Source organism: Cognatiluteimonas profundi (assembly GCF_009792795.1).
Lineage (GTDB): Bacteria > Pseudomonadota > Gammaproteobacteria > Xanthomonadales > Xanthomonadaceae > Cognatiluteimonas > Cognatiluteimonas profundi.
Genome location: NZ_VKHQ01000002.1, coordinates 185782 through 204834, shown reverse-complemented (window position 1 = coordinate 204834; position 19053 = coordinate 185782). Strand labels below are relative to the sequence as shown.

Sequence of the window (19053 nt, the reverse complement as noted above, 5' to 3'; positions counted from 1 at the left end):
CCTATACTCACCATCGGTTCCGGGGGAGTGTCGCCAATGTTCAGTGGCTCGTTGCTCGCAATGGTCCTGCTGGTCGCAGGCATCGTCGTGTTGTTCAAGACGGTGCGCATGGTTCCGCAGGGTTACGAATGGACGGTCGAACGCTTCGGCCGCTACACGCACACCTTGAGTCCCGGACTGCACTTCCTGGTGCCGGTGATGTATGGCGTCGGGCGCAAGATCAACATGATGGAACAGGTGCTCGAAGTCCCCAGCCAGGACGTGATCACCAAGGACAACGCAGTCGTCAAGGTCGACGGCATCGTGTTCTTCCAGGTGCTCGACGCGGCCAAGGCCGCGTACGAAGTGGCGACGCTGGAGATCGCCATCCTCAACCTGGTCATGACCAACATCCGTACCGCTATCGGCTCGATGGACCTGGACGAGTCGCTGTCCAAGCGCGACGAGATCAACACCAAGGTGCTGGTCGCGGTCGACCAGGCCACGCATCCCTGGGGCATCAAGGTCAACCGCATCGAGCTGAAGGACATCGCGCCGCCGCGCGACCTGATCGAGTCGATGGCGCGACAGATGAAGGCCGAGCGCGAGAAGCGCGCCAACATCCTCGAGGCGGAAGGTTTCCGCCAGGCCGCGATCCTGAAGGCCGAGGGCGAGAAGCAGGCGACCATCCTGGAAGCCGAAGGCAATCGCGAAGCAGCCTTCCGCCAGGCCGAAGCGCGCGAGCGCCTGGCCGGGGCCGAGGCGAAGGCGACCGAACTCGTCTCCAACGCGATCGCCAACGGCAACGTGCAGGCCATCAATTACTTCGTCGCGCAGAAATACATCGAGGCCTTCAAGTCGCTGGCCGAAGCACCGAACCAGAAGTTCGTGATGATGCCGATGGAGTCGGCCGGCATCATCGGCTCGCTCGGCGGCATCGCCGAACTGGCGCGCGAGGCGATGGATCGGCAACCGTCCCGCGGCGTCGCCGCACCGGCACCCTCGCCACGCACGGGAGCCTGAGCATGCGTTGGGACGTGTTCGCCTGGGGAGCCGCGGCGTTGTTGCTGTTCGCCGCCGAGGCGCTCGCGCCTGGCGCATTCATGCTGTGGCTCGGATTCGCGGCCGTCGTGGTCTTCGTCGGCGTGCTGCTGGTGCCGGGCATCTCGTTGCTGGCCCAGGTCGCCGCGTTCGTGTTGCTCAGCTTCGTGTCGATTTTCGTCTACCGGACGTGGTTCACGCGCGCCGATCGCGTCAGCGACCAGCCGATGCTCAATCGGCGCGCCGCACAACTCGTCGACCGGGTTGTGCCGCTGGAATCGGCCATCGTCAACGGGCGTGGTCGCGTGCAGATTGCCGACGCGCTGTGGGACGTGAGCGGCCCCGACTTGCCGGTGGGCACCCCGGTGCGGGTGGTGGGCGCCGACGGGATGACCCTGCGCGTGGTGCCGACCGCCTGATCGCAGGTCCATCCGCCGACGATGTGTCGCGGTCGCGCAACGGGGCAGGCGGGCGGGCGGATTGCTCCGTGGGATAATCACCGGCTTCCCCGCCGGATACCGCCCATGACCCAGAAGACCGTGCTCAACGATGCCCATCGCGCACTTGGCGCCAAGATGGTCGATTTCGGCGGTTGGGACATGCCGTTGCATTACGGCTCCCAGGTCGAGGAGCACCACCTGGTGCGTCGGGACGCGGGGATGTTCGACGTCTCGCACATGACGGTGGTCGACCTGAAGGGCGCGCGGGTGCGGGAATTCCTGCGCAGGCTGGTGGCCAACTCGGTCGACAAGCTCAAGACGCCCGGCAAGGCGCTGTATACGACGATGCTCAATCCGCAGGGCGGGGTGATCGACGACCTGATCGTCTATTACATGTCCGAGGACTTCTTCCGCCTGGTGGTGAACGCCGCCACCCGCGACAAGGACCTGGCATGGATCGCGGCACAGGCGCAGGCGTTCGCTGTCGACGTCACCGAGCGCAGCGACTTCGGGATGATCGCGGTGCAGGGACCGACGGCGCGCACGCGCGTGCTCGGGCTGCTGGACGAAGCCGGCGCGCAGCTTGCCGGCAAGCTCGGCAAGTTCGCCGCCGCGCAGGTGGTGGCGAAGGACGGCACTCCGCTGTTCGTCGCCCGCACCGGCTATACCGGCGAGGACGGATTCGAGATCGTCGTGCCGCAGGACAGGACGGTTGCGCTCTGGAACGCCCTGCTCGCCGCCGGCGTGAAGCCGGCTGGTCTGGGTGCGCGCGATACGCTGCGCCTGGAAGCGGGCATGAACCTGTACGGGCAGGACATGGACGACACCGTCACCCCTTACGAAGCCGGGCTGGCCTGGACCGTCGCGCTCGACGAGGGCCGCGACTTCATCGGTCGGCCGGTGCTCGAAGCACAAAAGGCGCAAGGCGTTCCGCGGCAGATGGTCGGGCTGGTGATGGACGACAAGGGCGTCCTGCGCCATGGCCAGCCGGTGCTGACTGCGCAGGGCGAGGGCGAGATCCTGTCCGGCACGTTCTCGCCGACGCTGGGCAAGGCGATCGCATTCGCGCGCGTCCCAGCCGGTGAGCCGGGTGATGTCCGCGTGGACATCCGCGGAAGGCATGTCCCCGTGCGGGTCGTGAAGTTTCCCTTCGTGCGGGACGGCAAGGCGCAGGACGGGATTTGATCGTTCGCACGCTTGCTTCGCTAGACTAGGCACCCTTTCCTCGGCATGTCCGGCCGCACCCTCGGACCCCAGCACGGAGACCCACCATGAGCGAGATTCCCGGCGACCTGAAGTTCCTGAAATCCCACGAGTGGGCACGCGTCGAGGGCGACGGGAAGGTCACCATCGGAATCTCCGACCATGCACAGGGATTGCTCGGCGACCTGGTGTACGTGGAGTTGCCGACCGTTGGTGATCGCGTCGAGGCAGGCAATGCCTGCGCCGTGGTCGAATCGGTGAAGGCCGCCTCGGATGTCTACAGTCCGGTGACCGGCAAGGTCGTTGAAGTGAACACGGCGCTGTCGGACAAGCCGGAAACCATCAACGAGGACGCCTACGGCGACGGCTGGATCTTCGTCATTGAGGCCGAGGAGCCGGGCGAGCTCAACGAGTTGCTGGATCCCGACGCCTACGCCGAACTGCTCGAAGACGAAGACCACTAGGCCGTCGTCCACATCCGTTGCAGCCGGCCGCCGTGTGCGGCCGGTGTCTTTTCCGCACTCAGCAGGTACCCAGCGCATGCCCTTCATCCCGCACACCGAAGCCGACGTCCGCAGCATGCTCGAGGCCATCGGCGCACCCGACATCGAGACCCTGTTCGACGAGATCCCGTCGGCGTTGAAGGTGCAGTCGCTGGCCAAGGTCCCCGAAGGCCTGTCGGAGATGGACGTCGTCCGGCTGATGCGCGATCGCGCCAGGCAGGACGAGGCGGTGCTGAACTTCGCCGGCGCCGGGGCGTACGAGCACCACATCCCGGCGGCGATCTGGCAGATCGTCGGTCGCGGCGAGTTCTACTCCGCCTATACCCCGTACCAGGCCGAGGCGAGCCAGGGCACGCTGCAGCTGATCTACGAATACCAGACGATGATGACCCGCCTGACCGGCATGGACATCAGCAATGCCTCGATGTACGACGGCGCCACCGCCGTCGCCGAAGCGGTGCTGATGGCCGAGCGCAGCGCGCGCAAGGGCCCGCGCCGCGTACTGGTGCCCGAGTCGCTGCATCCGGCGTATCGCAAGACCATGCAGGCGATCATCGAACTGCAGGGCATCGAGATCGTCACCCTGCCGTGCCCCGGCGGCGCGCTCGATCCCGCTGCCGTCGCCGCGATCGACGGAGACTTCACCGCGCTGATCGTGCCGCAACCGAATTTCTTCGGCGTGCTGGAGGACGTCGCCGGCCTGACCGATGCGGCGCATGCGCGCGGCGCGCTCGTGATCGCGGTGGTCAATCCGATGTCGCTGGCATTGCTGGAGGCGCCGGGCTCCTGGGGCGCGACGGGCGCCGACATCACCTGCGGCGACGGCCAGCCGCTCGGCGTGCCGCTGTCGTCGGGCGGTCCGTACTTCGGTTTCCTCGCCTGCAAGAAGGAGTTGGTGCGCAACCTGCCGGGACGCATCGTCGGCCGCACCACCGACCTCGACGGCAAGGGCGGCTTCACGCTGACGCTGCAGGCGCGCGAGCAACACATCCGCCGCGCGAAGGCCACCTCGAACATCTGCACCAACCAGGGCTTGCTGGTCACGGCCGCGACCATCTACATGTCGCTGCTGGGTCCCGATGGCCTGCGCAAGGTGGCGGCGTCCTCCGCCGCGAACCTGCGCGCCCTGCGCGAACGGCTGCTTCGGATTCCCGGCGTCGAGCCGCTTTTCCCCGGCCATGTCCACTTCCACGAGCTCGCCCTCAAGCTGCCCAGGCCGGCCGCCGATGTCGTGGATGCGCTCGCCGCCAGGAAGATCGTGGCGGGTGTTTCGCTGGGTGAGGAATACCCCGAGCACGGCGACGCCTTGCTGGTGTGCACCACCGAAACCAAGAGCGGGTCCGACCTCGATGCATTCGCCGGGGCGCTCGCCGACGTCCTGCGCTGACGACCGACGCGCCTTGCCGACGACAACCCGCTCCGGCGACGGAGCGGGTTTTTTATTGCCGGCATGACGCGCGCGCACCCGCCGCGTCGGCTCCGCATGCCAGGAATTGTTCGCGCATTTCTCGCGCAAAACCATTTGTGCAGCGCCAAAATCGGCCGCCTCGCGAAATTATTTTCGAGCCCCGTGCGCGACGTCGACGGACATGTCCGGGCCGCAAGTGTCGGCGACCGTGGCGCCATGCAATGCAAGCGCGCGGCAAACGCCTGCAAATAAAAGCGCTGAAAAAAAGCGGTTTCGGAACAGTCGCGACAATGCGGCGACGAACACGCGTGCGCGTCGGCGTGCGGATCGCGCATCCGATCGTCGCTCGGCGCCGGGACGGATCGGCGCCGGCCCTGAAAATAATTCGTCCAAGGTGTTGACACTGGAAAAAACCGTGATTAGGTTTCGCGCAGCAGACATGACCTGCAGAAGAGAGTGAGTCGAACAACCCGGACAACGAGCAGCGCAACGAAGCCCTCCGCCCTGACAGTCTTGAAGGTGGACGCGGGCAACATCTCCCCCGCGAAACGCATCGACCGCTCACAAGATTCCAGCCTGCATCGTTTTGCGATGCAGGTTTTTTATTGCCGGGGTGGTTTCTCCCGGCGCACCAGATCCGTTCCGGCGCGCCTTGCGCGTCGGCGGTTGGTCGCGGGTCCGATACCCGCGATGTTGTTTTGCACTGGGCCGCAGTACCCGAAAGTTCACTGACGAGGAGCCATTCCATGGCCATGAAGAAAGCTGCCAAGAAGTCCGCCAAGAAGGCGACGAAGAAAGTCGCCAAGAAACCGGCGGCGAAGAAAGCCGCCAAGAAGACCGTGCGCAAGTCCGCAGCCAAGAAGCCGGCCGCGAAGAAGACTGCACGCAAGGCTGCGAAGAAGACTGCAAAGAAGGCCACCAAGAAGACGGCTGCCAAGCGTCGTCCTGCGAAGAAGGCCGCCAAGAAGACCGCAAAGAAGGCAACCCGCAAGGTAGCCAAGCGGCCAGCCAAGAAGACAGCCAAGAAGGCTGCAAAGAAGACCGCGAAGAAGACCGCCCGCAAGGCAGCACCGCGCAAGGCCGCCAAGAAGACCGCCAAGAAGGCGGCGAAGCGTCCTGCCGCCAAGAAGACCGCGAAGAAAGCGGCCAAGAAGCCTGCTGCCAAGAAGGCGAAGCGTCCGGCGAAGCGTAGGGCGGCCCCAGTGGCCATGCCTTCCGCGCCGGCGCCAATGATGTAAGCAAGTCCCGATAAGCCGTCAATCGAGCTCCCTCTCCGCACGCCCAGGCGGAGAGGGAGTTTTTTTATGGCGCTGCCGATGGATGCGTCATGCGCAACCATGCGCCGCGCCGCCGCGCGCTGATCGCACCGGGCCAGCGAGCCTCATGACGTCCTGATGGATTGCCGGCCGTAGCCCGTCCCCAGCGACTCGGCGAGACCCGCAGCGCCACGGCGCTCACCGCGAGAGGACTCACCCCGCGGCGCCGAAGCACCCTCGCATGCCTCGGACAACAGCAGGTCGATCGCAGGACGCTCCGTGCAACCACCTGGACCGTCCAGCGAAACGAAGGCTTACTTCGGCTTTGCCTGCGCAGTGGACGACTCGACGCCAGGCGCGTCGTTGTCGTTGTCGGCGCCGTGCGCATACAGGGTGTCACCCAGCGTGCGTCCGTCGAGCCAGTGCGGCGTCAGGCCGATGGCGGTGTCCAGGATGGTCGGCATCAAGCCGCTTGGCAGCGAGCTCTCGCTGTTCCACAGGATGGCCACGCCCATGTCGCTCTCAGGTAGCAGCGCGACGACGCCGCGATAGCCCTGCACGGCGCCACCATGGAACACCACGCGGTGGCCGGCATAGTCGTAGACCCGCCAGCCCAGTGCGTAGCCAGCGGCGTTGAGGCGCTCGCCCCGCCAGGACGACCCACGCAGTTCGCTTGGCGTGTTGATCACCGGTGAGTGGAGCGTCGCCAGCAGCGAGTCGGACAGCACGTCGGGACGATGGCCGGTCTGGGCGATCAGCCACTGCGCCATGTCACTGATGCTCGCGTTGACGCCGGCGGCGGGAGTGACTTCGTAATAGGCCGGCTTGGGCATCAGCGACACCCAGCCGCCGCCGCCGCGCACATGCGGCTTGGCCCAGCGTGGACTCGACTCGATGCCTTCCAGGCCGGTGCTCGCGTCGTTCATGCCCAGTGGCTTGAAGACGCGGCTCGCCAGCGTTTCCCCATAGAACTTGCCGGTGACGGCGAACACGACATCGCCGATCAGGCTGAAGGCGATGTTCTGGTAGCCATAGCATTGGCCCGGCCGGCACGCCATCGGCGCGTACGCGAGTTTCTGCACCAGGGTGCGATAGTCGACGTTCGCTTCCAGGTCGCGGTCATAGGTGTTGTGCGTCAGTCCGACGCGTTGGCTGAGGACTTCGGCAACCGTGAGTTCCTGCGCCGCGGTTGGATCGGACAGCCGCAGTGCCGGCATGTAGTTGGTCAGCTTGCTGTCCCAGCGCAACGCGCCCTGGGACACCAGCAGGCCGGTGACCGCGCCGGCGAAGGACTTGGACAATGACGCAAGCCGGAACACGGTATGCGCGTCGACCGGCTCGGCGGCACGCACGTCGGTGATGCCATAACCGCGCGCGGTGAGGATGTGGCCGTCCTTGACGATGGCCATGGCAAGACCGGGTACGCGCTGGTTGGCGACCAGCGCCTGCGCCATGGACTCGAATCGCTGGACGTCGAAACCAGCCGCGAGCGGCACGAGTCGTTTCGGCGGCGGGGCATATGCAATCTGGCGCGGGCTGGCGACGGGTGTCGCATCGACGGGCTGGGCGGTTGTCGCCGTGATCATGGCCACGGGCGATGCCGTCTGTACGCCGCTCCAGCGCACCGGGGTCTGCGCGGTCGAACCCAGGGCCAGTGGCAACAGCACCGCGAGCGTCGTCAGCCTCGCGCGGCCAAGGCGTTCCTTGCGCCGATTGTTGCGTGCTTTCATCGGCTTGGTCCCCTGCGTATGCTGCGTGCAGAGGGATCATAGCGCCTGATTTCCACTTTGCATGAACAAGGGGAAGAACGATGGTCACGCTTTTGATATTGCTGGCAATTATCGTGGTTCTGGCGCTTTGGGCGGTCGGTATCTTCAACGGCCTGGTCACGGCCCGCAATGCATTCAAGAACGCCTTCGCGCAGATCGACGTGCAGTTGCAGCGGCGCTTCGACCTGATCCCGAACCTGGTCGAAACGGCCAAGGGCTACATCAAGCACGAACGCGAAACCCTCGAGGCGGTCACCGCGGCGCGCACGGCGGCGATGAGCGGCCTGTCGGCGGCCAAGGCGAGCCCGGGCGATCCTGCCGCCATGGCGGAACTGGCCAGTTCGCAGGGGATCCTGAATGGCGCGCTGGGACGCCTGATGGCGGTCGCGGAGGCCTATCCGGACCTCAAGGCGAACCAGAACATGATGCAGCTGTCCGAGGAGCTGACCTCCACGGAGAACAAGGTCGCCTTTGCCCGGCAGGCTTTCAACGACGCGGTCATGGGCTACAACAACCGCCGCGAAGTGTTTCCATCCAGCGTTGTGGCCGGCATGTTCCAGTTCGCACCGGCGGCGCTGCTGGAAATTCCGGCGACCGACCAGGCGCAGGTGCGCGCGGCGCCGAAGGTGCAGTTCTGATCCCGGAGCCCTCTCCTCAGCGAGAGGGCCAGGGGTGAAGCGGCGGAGCGCTGGTCGATGACCGGCAGCATCCGCCTCCATCACGCATCCGTTCGCTTCACCGCACCACACCCTCATCCGCCGTCGGCACCTTTCTCCCGCAAGAGAAGGGGAGGAGCAATCCGCATGAACTTCTTCGAGAACCAGGCTGCCGCACGCAGCGCCACGACACGACTGATCGTGCTGTTCGCACTGGCGGTGGCCGGGATCGTGGCCGCGGTGGACTTCGCCGCCTGGGTTGCATTTGGTGGCGCCGCCGGCAGGCAGCCGGGCGAAATCGGGGCGCTGCTGGCGTTCACCACGCTGCTGACGCTGGCGATCATCGGCCTTGGGTCTCTGTACCGCATCGCATCCCTGCGCGGTGGCGGCGAGCCGGTCGCGCTGCAGTTGGGCGGCGTGCCGGTGCCCGAGGACACCACCGACTTCAACCTGCGACGCCTGCGCAACATCGTGGAGGAAATCGCGATCGCCTCGGGCGTGCCGGTCCCGAAGATCTACGTGCTGGAACACGAATCGGCGATCAATGCATTCGCCGCCGGCTACTCACCTTCCGATGCGGTGGTCGCCGTCACCCGTGGCGCGCTCGACCGCCTCAACCGCGACGAGCTGCAGGGTGTGATCGCGCATGAGTTCAGCCACATCCTCAATGGCGACATGCGACTGAACATCCGCCTGATGGGGATCCTGTTCGGGATCCTCATGCTCGCCATCATTGGCCGCAAGGTGCTGCAGTTCGGTGGGCGCGGTCGCGACAGCAAGGGCGCGGCGGCGATCCTGGTCGCGGCACTGGTGGCGATGGTGATCGGCTACGTCGGATTGTTCTTCGCGCGGATGATCAAGGCCGGTGTCAGCCGCACCCGTGAATCGCTGGCCGACGCGTCCGCGGTGCAGTTCACGCGACAGGCGCAGGGGCTTGCCGGTGCACTGAAGAAGATCGCCGGACTCGAGGAAGGCTCGCGCCTCAACGATCGCGCCGATGCCGAGGAAGCCAGCCACATGCTGTTCGGCGACGGCATCGGCTTCTCGGGATTGTTCGCCACGCATCCGCCACTGCTCCAGCGCATCCAGGCGCTGGAACCGCAGTTCCGCGCCGACCAGTTGGGCGAATTGCAGCGTCGCTGGCTTGCCGCGCCACCGGTCGGGCTGGAGGAAGACGCGCGAATGGGCCTTGTCGGCGCCGGCGACGCGCGCCTGCCCGGCGCCGGGGCGCAACTGTCGGTGACCGCGCCCATGGTGGTCGCGCATGTCGCACATCCCGCGCCTGGCGACTATCGCCGTGCCGACGCCATCGTCTCGACCATTCCCGCCGAGCTGCGTGCGCTGGCCGCGAAACGCGAAACCGTCATGGCGCTGGTGCTGGGCCTGCTGCTCGACGACGCCCCGCAGCTGTCGGCGAACCAGCATGCCGAGATCGCCGCGCGCGTTGGCCAGTCGACGGCCGACGAGGCGATGGAGCTGCATGGCGGTGCGCTGTCCAGCCTGCACCCGATGCTGCGACTGCCACTGGCCGCGCTGGCATTTCCCGTGCTGCGGCTGCGTCCTCGACCGGAACTCGAGGCCTTCATGGATACCGTGCATGCCGTCGTGCACGCGGACGGACAGGTCTCGTTGTTCGAATATTGCCTGGGGCGCCTGCTGCAGACGCAGATCCGCGAATCGCTGGATCCGGCGAAATACGCGCGCTACGGGCGCCGCAAGCTGTCCGATGTCGCCAGCGAAGTCGCAACCCTGTTGTGCGTGGTGGCACAGGCTGGCAGCGATGACCCCGATGAAGCCCGGCGCGCATACCTGGCGGGCATCCAGCGCGTGCTTCCCAGCGACTATCTGCCCTACCTGCCGCGCACGGACCTCGTGTCGGCACTGGATCCCGTCTGGGAGCCGCTCGATGCGCTGGATCCGTTGGCCCGGCAGGTGCTGATCGAAGGAATCACGGCTTCGGTCAGCCTGGACAACCATGTCACCGTCGCCGAATCCGAATTGCTGCGGACGATCTGCGCGGTGCTGCATTGCCCGTTGCCACCGATGCTCGAACTGGCCTGAGGCAGGCTGCGCGGCGGCGATCCCTAGAACTTGAAGTACAGGAACGGAATGCCGCTGCCCAGCGGCGCGAATAATTCCAGTGCGACGAGGCAGGCGACGGCGGTGGTGGCGACCGAAACATTCGAGGCGCGCTCGACGAGCCAGTCCTGCAGGCGTTGGCGGCGATCGACGATGCAGAATCCCAGGCAGGCCAGCGGCACCAGGTAGAGCGCGCGGTGCGCTGCCCAGAAGCTCCAGTCGAACGGCCCTGCGAGCGCGCGCAAGGTCCGCGCCGTGCTGGCGAAGTCGGCAGCGCGGAACGGCACCCAGCCCACGGTGACGGCCAGGAAGGTGAGCGTCGTCCAGAATGGCAGCAAGCTGCGATGGTCGACCACGCCTGTCAGGCCGGCGCGCGTCACCAGCGTGCGCCAGGCGCGATGCACGCACAGCAACAGGCCCTGGTAGAGGCCCCACAGCAGGAAGTTCCAGCTTGCGCCATGCCACAGTCCGCCAAGCCCCATCACGATCATGAGGTTGGCGTAGGTGCGCGCGGATCCGTGGCGATTGCCGCCAAGCGGGAAGTAGAGGTAGTCGCGCAGCCACGTCGACAGCGACACATGCCAGCGCCGCCAGAAATCCGCGATGTCGGCGCTCAGGTATGGCCTGGCGAAATTCACCGGGAAACGGTAGCCGAGCAATCGCGCACATCCACGCGCGATGTCGGTGTAGCCCGAGAAGTCGAAATAGATCTGCATGGCGAAGGCGAACACGCCCGCGCTCGCCGGTACATGGGCGCCATCGAAAGGCGTTCCGTTGAAGTAGGCATTGGCGATGAGCGCGAAGAAATCGGCGAGTGCGACCTTCTTCACCAGCCCCTTGAGGATCTCGCGCAGGCCCCAGCGCCGATCCTCGTCGACGGGCTCGGCACGATGCAGCAGCTGCGGGAAGAAATCATGCGGCCGGATGATCGGGCCGGCGATCAGGTGCGGAAAGAACGAAATGAAGACCGCAAAATCCAACGGCGACCGGACCGCGCGCAGTTGGCGCCGGTAGATGTCGACCGAATAGGCGATGCCCTCGAAGGTGAAGAAGCTGATGCCGACCGGGAGGATGACGTGCAGCAGCAGTCCGTCCGGCGCGATGCCGAACAGCGCGGCGAAACTGCCGATGAAGAAATCGCAGTACTTGAAGAATCCCAGCAAGGCCAGGTTGAAGGCCACGGCAAGCGTCACCCAACGCTTGCGGAGTGACCCGTCGGCCGAGTCGATCAGGCGCCCGAATGCGTAGTTGGCAGCCGTCGAACCAAGCAGCAGCAGGACGAAGCGCGCGTCCCAGAACCCATAGAAGATGTAGCTCGCCACGACCAGCAGGACTTTTGCCGGACGGTCGCGCAGCATCCAGTACAGCACCAGGCAGCTGGCGAAGAACACCCAGTATCCAAAGCTGTCGAACATCATGGCGCGTCGCCGCCGACTGTCGGTGCGCGGAGGGCAGCGGCGACCGATTGCGCGAGAATCACGGAGTAGCGATTGCGGCCGGCGCTGTCCATGTGAAGCCCGTCGAAGAAGTATTCCGGGCGCTCCAGCGCGGCAACTTCGGGTGGCGCAAGCAAGGCGACTCCGTCGCCGGTCGACAAACCGATGGCCTGCAGGCTCGGGCGCGGCGGCGGTCCGAATTGCTGATGGAAAGGACCGCGCGGCAGTGTTGCCACGAACACCCGCCGTGGAGTGCGATGGCCGGCTCCCGCGATGCGACTGATCCAGTAACGGTAATACGCCTGGTTCTCCGGGCGTGTCGGCATCGATGATGTCCGGGAGGCTTCAAGTCGATCCAGGTAATCGACCAGGCCGGCGGGCGATGCCGTCGTGGCGACGGGGTGCAGCGTCGACGGATCCAGCCTGACCGCAGCCAGGCTTTCGGGATGGCCTGCATAGTCGTATCGGGAGTCGGCATAGGCGCGCAGGTTGGCGCGCACCTGGCGGAACCGCATGTGTGGCGTCGCGGCCAACTCCGCCAGATCGGAACGTGCCGCGCGAATCGGCAGCAGCACCGTTCGCCACGCCTGCTTGCGCAGTGCGGCATCGTGGAAGGACGCAGGCAGATCGAAGCCATCCTCCAGTGTCAGCAAGGGTGGCAGGTACGCCAGGTCGAGCGGGCGCTCGGACAGGTCCTCGCGGTTGGGAAAGGTCGCATCACAGATCTGCACCAGGACGATCGCCGCGAAGCGATCGCCATCCGGATCGACCTTGCGCAGGAGGTAGTACCAGACCCTGGGCGTGGTACCCGCCATCCCCGCTTCGATGAAGTTGATGCCGGGGACCGCATGGTTCGCCAGCTTTGACGAGAAGCCTTCATTGGTGCGCGAGTCGCCGAGGACGAGTACGTTCCTTGCGCCTGGCCGATAGCGCTTCTGGATGACGAGCAGGGCGCGCTCGGCTTCCCCTGCCGTTGAATCCGGCGATGCGAGATAGCGGTAGTAGAGCCCGCTGCGGAACAGCAACCCGCCAATGACCAGCCAGCCCGCGATCGCCAGCGTCGCCAGGAGCAGGATCGGGACCAGCCTGGTCCGGATGGTGCTGCGCGATTCCAGTGTCACGGCCACCCCTGGCGAAGTTCGCAAGAGGCGCCATCCCGCCCTCGCGTAGCGCGGCATTATGGCCGCTGCTGGACACCACATCAGTGCGTTCGGCGCCCGCGGGCGGATGCTGCCGCAAGGGATGCCTCCAAGGCTGATTGCGCCGGGTTCCGCACGCCGGATTTCCAGCTGCCACCGCATGGCACACTGGGGTTCGCAGCACTGCCACGGGAGGGGGCATGGCTCCGCGATCTCCGCTACTGCAGGGCTTGTGGCTGGCCGTGGCCTATTACCTGGCCGCGCGGCTGGCATTGTTGCTCGCGATCCCGCCGGGCTATGCGACCGCGGTGTGGCCGGCAGCCGGCGTGGCGCTGGCCGGGATCCTGGTGTTCGGCTACCGCGTCTGGCCAGGCATCCTGCTGGGGGCCTTCTGCCTCGACTACCCCACGGCGCTGCAGGCAAGCGGTGCGGATACGTTGCCCAAGGCGGTGGCACTGGCCGCGGCCATGGCCGGTGGTGCCAGCCTCCAGGCCGTGACGGGCGCCTGGCTGATCCGCCGCTTCAGCCGCTATCCGGTTGCCTTCAGCCGTGAGCTTGAGATCGGGAAATTCCTTGCGCTGGGTGGAGCGGTCGCGTGCCTGGTGAATGCCAGCATCGGCGTGACGCTGCTGTGGCTCTCGGGCGGCATGTCGACGGACGATGTCCCCTTCGCCTGGCTGACCTGGTGGGCTGGCGACACCATCGGCGTGCTGGTCTTCATGCCGCTGTTCCTGGTCTGGGTGGCGCCGCCAGACAGGCTGTCGCGCCGGCAGAAGTTGTTCATCAGCGTGCCGGTCGGCATCCTGCTGGCCGCGGTGACGTGGTTGTTCGTGCAGGCCAGCGCACTGGAGCAACATCGCATCCGCGTTGAATACGAGCGGCGTGCCGATGCCGTCGCCCAGTCGCTGGTCCTGCGCCTGGCCAGCTACACCGAAGTCGTCCACGAGGTCGGCAATTTCGTGGCGTCCTCCCGGCAGCTGGACAACCGGCAGTTCCAGGCCTTCACCGCGGACGCACTGCGGCGCTATCCCGGCTTGCATGCGCTGTCGTGGAATCCGCTGGTCGAGGATGCCGATCGCGCCGCATTCGAGAGCGCGAACCGGCAGGCCGGACAACCGGCATTGCGCATCGTCGAAATGGGCGCGCGCGGCGACCTGGTGCCCGCATCGCGGCGACCCGACTACGTTCCCGTCACCTACATCGAGCCACTACCTCTCAACCGGTCGGCGCTCGGATTCGACGTGGCCTCGGAACCGTCACGACGCGCCGCCCTGCAGCAGGCGCGCAGATCCGCAGCGCCCGCTGCCACCGGCGTGGTGGACCTGGTGCAGGAGTCGCCCGGCCGCTCCGGCGTCATCATTTACCAGCCCGTGTACTGGTTGCACGAAGGCGATGCCGCCGCCCAGGCACCTGCGCTGCACGGCTACGTCGCCGCGGTGTTCCTGATCGACGCGATGATGGCGCCATTCCTGCAGCGCGAAGACATGCAGGGCATGCACCTGCGGCTCTACGACACCGCGGCACCAGTCGCGCGACGCGTGATGTATCGATCCGATGTTCCCGCGCCGCCAGGAACCGGCGATCGGCCAGGCATTGCCGTGCGCACTGAGACGATCGTGGTTGCCGGACGCCGCTGGCAGCTGACGTTCTTCCTGAGTCCCGAAGACCTTGCCACGAACCGGTCATGGCTGGCGTGGTGCATGCTGGCCGTCGGCATGTTGTTCGCGGCGCTGTCCAGCATTTTCCTGCTGATGGCGGTCGGTCGGCGGGTGGCGGTCGAGAGCGAAGTCCGGTTGCGTACGTCGGAGCTCGAGTCGAGCAACATCGCGCTGCAGCAGAGCCGCGAGCATGCGCAGGCCATCATCGACACCGCCTACGACGCCTACGTGGCGATCGATGCCAACAGCAGGATCCTTGCCTGGAACCGGCAGGCCGAGCGCATGTTCGGCTGGCATCGCGACGACGTGTCCGGACGTGACATCACCGGGCTGGTCATTCCCCCGCGCTTTCGACAGGCGCAATTTCCCGGCGTCGCGCACCTGCTTGCCAACGGCGACGGACCGGCCCTGAACCAGCGCATGGAACTGGTCGCGCTGCACCGCGACGGCCACGAGTTCCCGATCGAGTTGACGATCTGGCCGACACTGCGCGGGGAGACGCTGGAATTCCATGCCTTCGTGCATGACATCAGCGCGCAGTTGATGGCGAACCGGCGCCTGTCCGCGCAAACCGCTGCCGCCGCGGCGCTGATCGAATCCGACGCCCTCGGCGATGCCGGACCCAGGCTGCTGCAGGCCGTTTGCGAAGCGCTCGGTTGGAGCGTCGGGTTGCTCTGGATCGTCGACCGCAGCGATGGCGCGCTGCACTGCGCCGAGGCCTGGCACGCGCCGGGCGTGCCTATGGCTGCATTCCTGTCGCAGAGCCGGGCGATGGCATTCGCCCCGGGCATCGGACTGCCCGGACGGGTGTTCCTGGCCGGCAGGCCGGAATGGATCGCGGACGTCGCGAGCGACGACAATTTCCCTCGCGCCGCGGCGGCCATGGCCGACGGCTTGCGGGCAGCCTTCGCGGTGCCGGTCAACAATGGCGCGCAGGGACTGGGTGTCGTCGAGTTCTTCTCCCTGGCCATCCAGGAGCCCGACCCGGACCTGCTCGGGATGATGGATACCCTGGGCAACCTGCTCGGGCAGTTCATCGCCCGCAGCCAGGCCGAGCGCGCGCTGGAGCAGGAAGGCGAGTTCCTCAACGCATTGCTCGACAACATCACCGAGGGCATCGTCGCCTGCGACGCGCACGGCAACCTCACCATGTTCAACGAGGCCGCGCGTGCCCTGCACGGACTGCCCGGGGAGCCGATGCCGCCGCAGCAATGGTCCGGGCACTACGACCTGTACCTGGCCGATGGCATCACGCCGATGCGGACGGCGCAGGTGCCGCTGTTCCGCGCCTTGCATGGCGAGCAGGTCCGCGACGTCGAAATGGTCATCGCGCCAAGGGACCTGCCCCGCCACGTCGTGGTCTGCAATGGGCGCGCACTGGTCAATCGCGACGGCGACAAACTCGGTGCGGTCGTCGCCATGCACGACATCACCGAGCGCAAGCAGGCCGAGGAGCGCCTGCAGCAACTGGCGCATTTCGACGTACTCACCGGCCTGCCGAACCGCCACCTGTTCCAGGAGTCGCTGAAGAACGCGATGGCGCACGCCGATGCGCAAGGCTGGCTGGTGTCCCTGCTGTTCCTGGACATGGACAACTTCAAGGACATCAACGACAGCCTGGGGCATGCGATCGGTGACGAACTGCTGCGACAGGCCGGCGAGCGCCTGTTGGGTTGCGTGCGGTTGCGCGACACCGTGGGCCGCCTAGGCGGCGACGAATTCGGCGTCATCCTGCTCACGCCCGGCGATCCGCAGGTCGCGGTCATCGTCGCGGAGAAGATCCTGGCGGCCATGCGGGTGCCGTTCGTGCTCGACGGACACACGGTCACCAGCACCGTCAGCATCGGCATCACGGTGTACCCGACGGATACCGCCGACATGCACAGCCTGGTGCGGTACGTGGACATGGCGATGTACGAGGCCAAGCAGTCCGGCCGCAACGGCTACCGGTTCTATACCGAGGCGATGAACCTGCGCGCGAGCGAGAAGCGCGAGTTGCAGGCGGCGCTGGGCGAGGCGCTGGAGCGCGGGGAATTCGTCCTGCACTACCAGCCCAAGGTGAGCCTGGACAGCGGCCGCTGGACCGGCATGGAGGCCTTGCTGCGTTGGCGTCGGCCGGGACGCGGGCTGGTGCCGCCATCGGAGTTCATCCCAGCGCTGGAAGAGAGCGGACTGATCGTGGCCGTGGGCGCCTGGGTGATCGCGGAGGCGTGCCGGCAGTTGCAGTCATGGCGCGCATCGGGACTGGATGCATTGCCGATCGCCGTCAACGTCTCGGCGCAGCAGATGGCCGGGGAAACGCCGGCATCGCCAACGGCCCCGCGTGGTCTTGCGCGCACGGACGCCGGCGCGCGCGAATTGTGGTCGATGACTGCCGCCTGCCTGCAGCGACACGAGGTGCCTGCGGGGCTGCTGGAATTCGAGCTGACGGAAAGCGCGCTGATGTCCGATGCCGAGTACAGCATCGACATGCTGCGGCGGCTCCAGGGGTCCGGCATCCATATTTCCGTGGATGACTTTGGCACCGGGTATTCCAGCCTGGCCTACCTGCGCCGCTTCCCGCTGGACGCGGTCAAGATCGATGGCAGTTTCATCCGCGACGTCACCACCAATGCCGAGGATGCATCGATCACGCTGACCATCATCGACCTGGCGCACCGGCTCAACCTGCAGGTGATCGCCGAGTGCGTGGAGACAGCCGAGCAGCTGGATTTCCTGCGCGCGCACGGCTGCGACCAGGCCCAGGGCTACTTCCTGGCGCGACCGATGCCGGCGGACGAGCTGGAGCGCCTGTGGCGCGCCTGCGGCGGCGTCGCGCCGGGATCGGCAAGCTAGCGTTTCGCCGGATTGTCCCGGGCTGGCACGGTGCTGCCGCGAATCAGGTCCGCCGCGCGCTCGGCGATCATGATGGTCGGCGCATTGGTGTTGCCGGTCGGCAGGCGCGGCATCGCCGCTGCGTCCACCACGCGCAAGCCCGCGACGCCGTGCACGCGCAGCGCGGGATCGACGACGGCCTGGTCATCGCTGCCCATGCGGCACGTCCCCACGGGGTGGTAGACGGTTTCCGCCTTGGCCCTGACGAAGGCGACCAGGTCGCTGTCGCTGAGTTCGTTCGCCGCCGGGTAGATCGGCGCCCCGCGATACGCATCGAAGGCGGGCTGCGCCAGCAATTCGAGCGACATCCTGGCGCACTCCACCATCATCTTCAGGTCGAAGCCATCGGCATCGCTCATGTAGTTGGCCTGGATGCGCGGCTTGTCGGCGACGCGGTTGCTCGCCAGCGTGATGCGGCCGCGGCTGCGCGGATGCAGGAAACACGCGTGCACCGTGTAACCGTCGCCCTTGAGCCGATGGCGACCATGGTCGTCGAGCATCGCCGGGATGAAGTGGAACTGGATGTCCGCGCGATCGTCCGGGGCGAAGCGCGAGCGCACGAATGCACCCGCCTCGGCGATGTTGCTGGTGCCGGCGCCCCGGTGTCCACGCAGGTAATAGTCGAAGGCGACGCGCAGGTCGCCAAGGCGGTCGTAGGTGACCGGCTGCGTGCAGTGCTGCAGCGTGCAGATGTCCAGGTGGTCCTGCAGGTTCTCGCCGACGCCCGGTACGTCGGCGACGACGGGGATTCCAAGCCGTCGCAGTGCATCCCCCGGTCCGATGCCGGACAGCATCAGCAGCTGCGGCGAATTCACCGCGCCGCCGCACAGCAGCACTTCCCTCGCCGCGGGCTGGTGGAATCCCTTGCCGTGCACCGAATAGACGACGCCGTTGGCACGCGGTCGCGGCGAGGCATCGAAGGTAATCCGCGACACCAGGGCGCCCGTCTGCACGGTGAGGTTGGGCCGCGGCCGCGCAGGGTGCAGGTAGGCGACTGCGGCCGAGCAGCGGGCGCCGTCGCGCTGCGTGACCTGGTACAGGCCGAAACCATCCTGATTCGGCCCGTTGAAGTCGTTGTTGGCGGCATGACCGGCCTGTCGGCCCGCCTGTACGAATGCGTGCGACAGCGGATTCACATGACGCAGGTCCGATACGGATAGCGGACCCGCGTCGCCATGCAGCGAATCGCCGCCACGCGAGTTGCATTCGGCCCGCAGGAAGTAGGGCAGGACCGAGTGCCAGTCCCAGCCTTCGGCGCCATCTTCGGCCCAGGCGTCGTAGTCAGCGGGCACGCCCCGGATGTAGCACATGGCATTGATGGAGCTGGATCCGCCCAGCACCTTCCCGCGTGGCCACCACAGCGCGCGGTTGTCCAGCGCCGGCTCCGGGGCGGTGCTGTAGTTCCAGTTGATCCGCCGGTTGCCCGCGAGCTTGGACAAGCCCGCGGGCATGTGGATGAATGGGTTCCAGTCCGCGGGTCCGGCCTCGAGCAACAGCACCGATACCGAGCTGTCCTGGGTGAGGCGGTTGGCGAGCACGCAGCCGGCCGAGCCGGCCCCGATGATGATGTAGTCGTACACGGTGGCGTGTCCTGGGCGGCGATCGCCCCCAC

General features: G+C 66.6%; 13 protein-coding genes. 9 read left to right on the top strand and 4 right to left on the bottom strand.

Features of this window, described 5'->3' with window-relative positions; genetic code table 11:
• Nucleotides 1-36 precede the first annotated feature (36 nt).
• From GST15_RS01725 to GST15_RS12950, 6 genes are all read left to right on the top strand, one after another.
• Nucleotides 37-1002 carry an SPFH domain-containing protein gene (locus GST15_RS01725; protein WP_159015522.1) on the top strand — a complete coding sequence of 322 codons (966 nt, stop codon included), beginning with the start codon at nucleotides 37-39 and terminating at the stop codon, nucleotides 1000-1002.
• 2 nt (nucleotides 1003-1004) lie between these two features.
• Complete coding sequence (locus tag GST15_RS01720; protein ID WP_159015521.1) at nucleotides 1005-1439, top strand: NfeD family protein; 435 nt, start codon at nucleotides 1005-1007, stop codon at nucleotides 1437-1439.
• Between the two features lie 105 nt (nucleotides 1440-1544).
• Nucleotides 1545-2645 carry a glycine cleavage system aminomethyltransferase GcvT gene (gene gcvT, locus GST15_RS01715; RefSeq protein ID WP_159015520.1) on the top strand — a complete coding sequence of 367 codons (1101 nt, stop codon included), beginning with the start codon at nucleotides 1545-1547 and terminating at the stop codon, nucleotides 2643-2645.
• 86 nt (nucleotides 2646-2731) lie between these two features.
• Nucleotides 2732-3127 carry a glycine cleavage system protein GcvH gene (gene gcvH, locus GST15_RS01710; protein WP_159015519.1) on the top strand — a complete coding sequence of 132 codons (396 nt, stop codon included), beginning with the start codon at nucleotides 2732-2734 and terminating at the stop codon, nucleotides 3125-3127.
• A 76-nt stretch (nucleotides 3128-3203) separates the two neighbouring features.
• Nucleotides 3204-4553, top strand: coding sequence for an aminomethyl-transferring glycine dehydrogenase subunit GcvPA (gene gcvPA, locus GST15_RS01705; protein ID WP_159015518.1), 1350 nt, complete (start codon nucleotides 3204-3206; stop codon nucleotides 4551-4553).
• A gap of 719 nt (nucleotides 4554-5272) precedes the next feature.
• Nucleotides 5273-5812, top strand: a complete 540-nt coding sequence (locus GST15_RS12950; RefSeq protein WP_199268690.1) for a hypothetical protein — start codon at nucleotides 5273-5275, stop codon at nucleotides 5810-5812.
• A gap of 332 nt (nucleotides 5813-6144) precedes the next feature.
• On the opposite strand, the gene GST15_RS01695 is transcribed toward GST15_RS12950, so the two are convergent.
• The gene (locus tag GST15_RS01695; RefSeq protein WP_159015517.1) at nucleotides 6145-7560 is read right to left on the bottom strand and encodes a serine hydrolase domain-containing protein; all 1416 of its coding nucleotides are present in this window, start codon (nucleotides 7558-7560) and stop codon (nucleotides 6145-6147) included.
• A gap of 80 nt (nucleotides 7561-7640) precedes the next feature.
• Between GST15_RS01695 and GST15_RS01690 the strand changes: the two genes are divergently transcribed.
• The gene (locus GST15_RS01690; protein ID WP_159015516.1) at nucleotides 7641-8237 is read left to right on the top strand and encodes a LemA family protein; all 597 of its coding nucleotides are present in this window, start codon (nucleotides 7641-7643) and stop codon (nucleotides 8235-8237) included.
• A 165-nt stretch (nucleotides 8238-8402) separates the two neighbouring features.
• Nucleotides 8403-10316 (top strand): M48 family metallopeptidase, encoded by a 1914-nt coding sequence (locus tag GST15_RS01685; RefSeq protein WP_159015515.1) that lies wholly within the window; start codon nucleotides 8403-8405, stop codon nucleotides 10314-10316.
• A 23-nt stretch (nucleotides 10317-10339) separates the two neighbouring features.
• Here GST15_RS01685 and GST15_RS01680 read toward each other — a convergent pair whose 3' ends face one another.
• Nucleotides 10340-11752 (bottom strand): MBOAT family O-acyltransferase, encoded by a 1413-nt coding sequence (locus tag GST15_RS01680; protein ID WP_159015514.1) that lies wholly within the window; start codon nucleotides 11750-11752, stop codon nucleotides 10340-10342.
• Nucleotides 11749-12891, bottom strand: coding sequence for a hypothetical protein (locus GST15_RS01675; RefSeq protein ID WP_159015513.1), 1143 nt, complete (start codon nucleotides 12889-12891; stop codon nucleotides 11749-11751). Before GST15_RS01675 ends, GST15_RS01680 begins: the two co-directional genes overlap by 4 nt.
• 218 nt (nucleotides 12892-13109) lie before the next feature.
• Between GST15_RS01675 and GST15_RS01670 the strand changes: the two genes are divergently transcribed.
• Nucleotides 13110-17402 carry an EAL domain-containing protein gene (locus GST15_RS01670; protein ID WP_159015512.1) on the top strand — a complete coding sequence of 1431 codons (4293 nt, stop codon included), beginning with the start codon at nucleotides 13110-13112 and terminating at the stop codon, nucleotides 17400-17402.
• On the opposite strand, the gene GST15_RS01665 is transcribed toward GST15_RS01670, so the two are convergent.
• Nucleotides 17399-19021, bottom strand: coding sequence for a GMC family oxidoreductase (locus GST15_RS01665; RefSeq protein WP_159015511.1), 1623 nt, complete (start codon nucleotides 19019-19021; stop codon nucleotides 17399-17401). The two genes, GST15_RS01670 and GST15_RS01665, sit on opposite strands and share 4 nt — an antisense overlap.
• Between the last annotated feature and the right edge of the window lie 32 nt (nucleotides 19022-19053).